The 2,923-nt window shown below is 40.0% G+C and carries 5 protein-coding genes; 4 read left to right on the top strand and 1 reads right to left on the bottom strand.

Annotated features, from left to right (window positions below; all coding sequences use genetic code 11):
* Positions 1 to 97: 97 nt before the first annotated feature.
* Both K1Y79_RS29000 and K1Y79_RS28995 read left to right on the top strand, forming a co-directional pair.
* Positions 98 to 1,063: an RHS repeat-associated core domain-containing protein gene (locus K1Y79_RS29000; RefSeq protein WP_220253732.1), complete on the top strand. Its 966-nt coding sequence runs from the start codon at positions 98 to 100 to the stop codon at positions 1,061 to 1,063.
* 2 nt (positions 1,064 to 1,065) lie between these two features.
* Complete coding sequence (locus tag K1Y79_RS28995) at positions 1,066 to 1,398, top strand: DUF1493 family protein (RefSeq protein ID WP_220253731.1); 333 nt, start codon at positions 1,066 to 1,068, stop codon at positions 1,396 to 1,398.
* Between the two features lie 136 nt (positions 1,399 to 1,534).
* Here the strand turns inward: K1Y79_RS28995 and K1Y79_RS28990 are convergent, their stop codons facing one another.
* Positions 1,535 to 1,897, bottom strand: a complete 363-nt coding sequence (locus K1Y79_RS28990) for a helix-turn-helix domain-containing protein (protein WP_220253730.1) — start codon at positions 1,895 to 1,897, stop codon at positions 1,535 to 1,537.
* A gap of 154 nt (positions 1,898 to 2,051) precedes the next feature.
* On the opposite strand from K1Y79_RS28990, the gene K1Y79_RS28985 reads away from it, so the two are divergent.
* Both K1Y79_RS28985 and K1Y79_RS28980 read left to right on the top strand, forming a co-directional pair.
* Positions 2,052 to 2,264, top strand: a complete 213-nt coding sequence (locus K1Y79_RS28985) for a SymE family type I addiction module toxin (protein ID WP_220253729.1) — start codon at positions 2,052 to 2,054, stop codon at positions 2,262 to 2,264.
* Positions 2,245 to 2,923 (top strand): CHC2 zinc finger domain-containing protein (locus K1Y79_RS28980; protein WP_236059927.1); only part of this gene is annotated, 679 nt, incomplete at its 3' end. The genes K1Y79_RS28985 and K1Y79_RS28980, both read left to right, overlap by 20 nt.

The raw sequence follows: 2,923 nt of genomic DNA, 5'->3' as shown, positions 1-2,923 counted from the left end.
AACTGAAATACAGATGAAATAAAAAACTATATCTTGAGGAGAGTTCTTTGAGTAAAAAATCCGTTCGGGCTGTTGCAGCCTGGATAGGAAATGGAGTTTGGGAGGGTATAGGTATGGGTTCAATGGGCAGGAGAAATCGACGGAGGTAGGAAACAGTAATTATACCGCTGAGTTCTGGGAGTATGATAGCAGGATAGGACGGCGCTGGAATTTAGATCCAAAGCCTATTGAGGGAATATCATCTTACTCAGTTATGGGCAATAATCCAATTAGTAATATTGATCCAGACGGAGATCTTTTTTTCGGTCTATTTGGATCAACTTCAGAGCAGAGACAGGCGGCAAAAGCGTTTGTTAAAGAAAATGGAGGAGAGGTCAGAAATAGGTTGTCAAGTAATATTCATGTCAATTATGATCGGCAACAGTTATTTTCTGATGAATCAGGTAATATTGGATTTGAAGTAATCAATTCTGATCAACATTTTAAATCTAATGGGTTACCTGAAACAGGAAGTATATTGCTTGACAATTGGAATGAAAGAAGATTGGAAGCATTTAAACAAGGACGAAATTTAAGCGTTGATGCAGACGGCAATGAACAGCAAGAAATCTTTTATGATGGAATAAAGCCAGATTATACAATTGAGTCTTTTCTAATTCCGGTTCCTAAAGGTCTGAATTTACTTTACCATGGTACGGTCGGAGGAGTACTAAAGACTAAACTAGGTGTAAAGGTATTAGGGGAAGCTGCAAAAAAGTTAAATACTTATACTGCTAGAGCTGTTGAGGCGGGATTCGCAGGAAATGTTTCTCAACGCGTGAAGGCAGGGCTTTTTGTACAGCTGAATCATAATGTTCCAAGATTATTGAACGGTAAGAACTGGGCGACGTTATATAGTACAGGAAGCGCTACAATTATAGGTAGAACATGGCAAAATCAAGCAATTGGACTAGGACTGTTGAATACAGTAGGAGGGGGGACATTGGGTGCTTTAAACTATAACAAATCGATTAATAGCCCATTTTCTCCTTATGATCCAAATTTAATGTACGAGAATCCATAAATATGAGAAAGGACACACAGATAAGCGAGTTAATTGCATATATCAGTTTAAAATGTGGAGGAATAGATTTAACTGAAGAAAGCATTATTTTCGATGATTTAGGAATTAATGGAATTGATGCCGCAACATTGATGGAGGATTTGGCAAACGAGTTCGACTTTTCGTTAGACTCGTTTGATTACGGTAAGTATTTTCTTTCTGAAAGTGAACTTTCGAACATCTTTCGATCGATATTTTATGTGTTATTTAAAAGGGATAAGTTGCCATCGAAAACTTTTAATATTAAACATCTAAAAAGGGTAGTTGATAGTGGGAGATGGTTTGATCCTGAATGAATTAATCGTTTGTAATATGTGAAAAAGCTTTTCTAATAAATAACAAAAGTCCTGACCAAGTGGTCAGGACTTTTGTTATTTATTAGAAAAGCTTTTTAGTTCTGGTGTTTGAGGAAGCAAAAGGTCTTAAGACGTCTTAATGTATATAAGCTTGTTTAGTTTTAACATCCCTAATAAAAGCGGAAATAACCCTTAACAGCGCTGCTTTATCTTCTGGAGGTAGTGTTTCAATATCTTTAAAATGTCTAATCACTTCAGCGTCATGTAATGTAGCATTGGCTTTATCGGATGAGCTGCCATTAATCAGAAAATCCACGGAGGTATCGAGCACCTCCGCTATATTCTTTATTACTTCCGCGGGAGGTTGCGCTCCCTTGGTCTCGTATCGTCCTATCTGTGCGTAAGAAATACCTACTTTGTCTGCCAGTTCCGTTTGTGACCATCCCTTCGCTTTACGCAGGTCAAGGATACGCTTGCCTAAATTGTTGTTTTGAGACATAGATGTCTGTTTGTAGTAGCAAAAATAACTTATATGCGTCATTGTCTGTTTGTTTTTAATGCTTTATTGCACTATTGTGCGAAATATAAGTTTGTTGGTTTACTGCAAAAGAGTTTACTTTGCTACATAAGTGTAGTAATAAAAACTTATCCACATGGCAAAAACAGTAAGACACGGCAAACTGCATGGTCAGTATCAGGAGTTAGCTAACCACTGGAACAGGGGACGTAATGTACCCTGGTTGAACGTCCGTGGTTTATGGTTGGAGGAGGCAGGGTTCAAGGTAGGCGACCCGATAGAGATCACGGTGAGTAAAGGCAAACTGGTGGTTAAAAAGGTGACAGGGAATGGAAATAGCGGAAATTAAACAACAGTTGGCCTTATCGCAGGTGCTGGTGCATTATGGGTTAAAACCGGACAAGCGCCTGCGGTTACACTGCCCGTTCCATGAGGATAAGACACCGAGCTTGCAGGTGTATTACAAGACGCATACGTGTTATTGTTTTAGTAGTAACTGTAAGACACATGGCAAACCATTGGACGTGATAGACTTTGTAATGCACAAAGAAGGGATCAGCAAGCGGGAGGCGATACTCAAATGTAAAGAACTGATAAGTGGCGTATCAACAACAGTACCACCACCAGTGGACCGTGCTGAGATCTTACGTCAGATGTTCATTTATTTTAGAAATGCGGTGCCTAATAGCAAGCCAGCGCAGGATTATATAACAAGCAGGGGGCTGGATGCTACGCGGTTAGAGATCGGGTATAATACAGCGCAGTTCCATCATGGTTCACGTAAGGATGATAGGTTAATATCTGGATGTGTGTCCGTAGGGTTACTGTCACCCTGGGGCAAGAATCGGGAAGGCGGTCAGGCATATAAACCTTTTGGGAAATATTGTATCGTGTTCGCGTTGCGTGATAGTGTGGGTCAGATCAGTGGGATGTACTTCCGCAGTACAATCAATGATCAGGATCAGCGTCATTATTACCTGAAAGACAGGCGGGGATTATATCCAGGCT

This window comes from Chitinophaga rhizophila (genome assembly GCF_019492185.1).
GTDB classification, from domain to species: Bacteria; Bacteroidota; Bacteroidia; order Chitinophagales; family Chitinophagaceae; genus Chitinophaga; species Chitinophaga rhizophila.
This window is presented reverse-complemented; position numbering and strand designations above follow the sequence as displayed.

What these genes read in the sequence shown, in the direction of transcription:
- K1Y79_RS28995 (WP_220253731.1), top strand. Translation starts at nt 1,066, where the DNA reads ATGAGAAAGGACACACAGATAAGCGAGTTAATTGCATATATCAGTTTA.
- K1Y79_RS28990 (WP_220253730.1), bottom strand. Translation starts at nt 1,897, where the DNA reads ATGTCTCAAAACAACAATTTAGGCAAGCGTATCCTTGACCTGCGTAAA.
- K1Y79_RS28985 (WP_220253729.1), top strand. Translation starts at nt 2,052, where the DNA reads ATGGCAAAAACAGTAAGACACGGCAAACTGCATGGTCAGTATCAGGAG.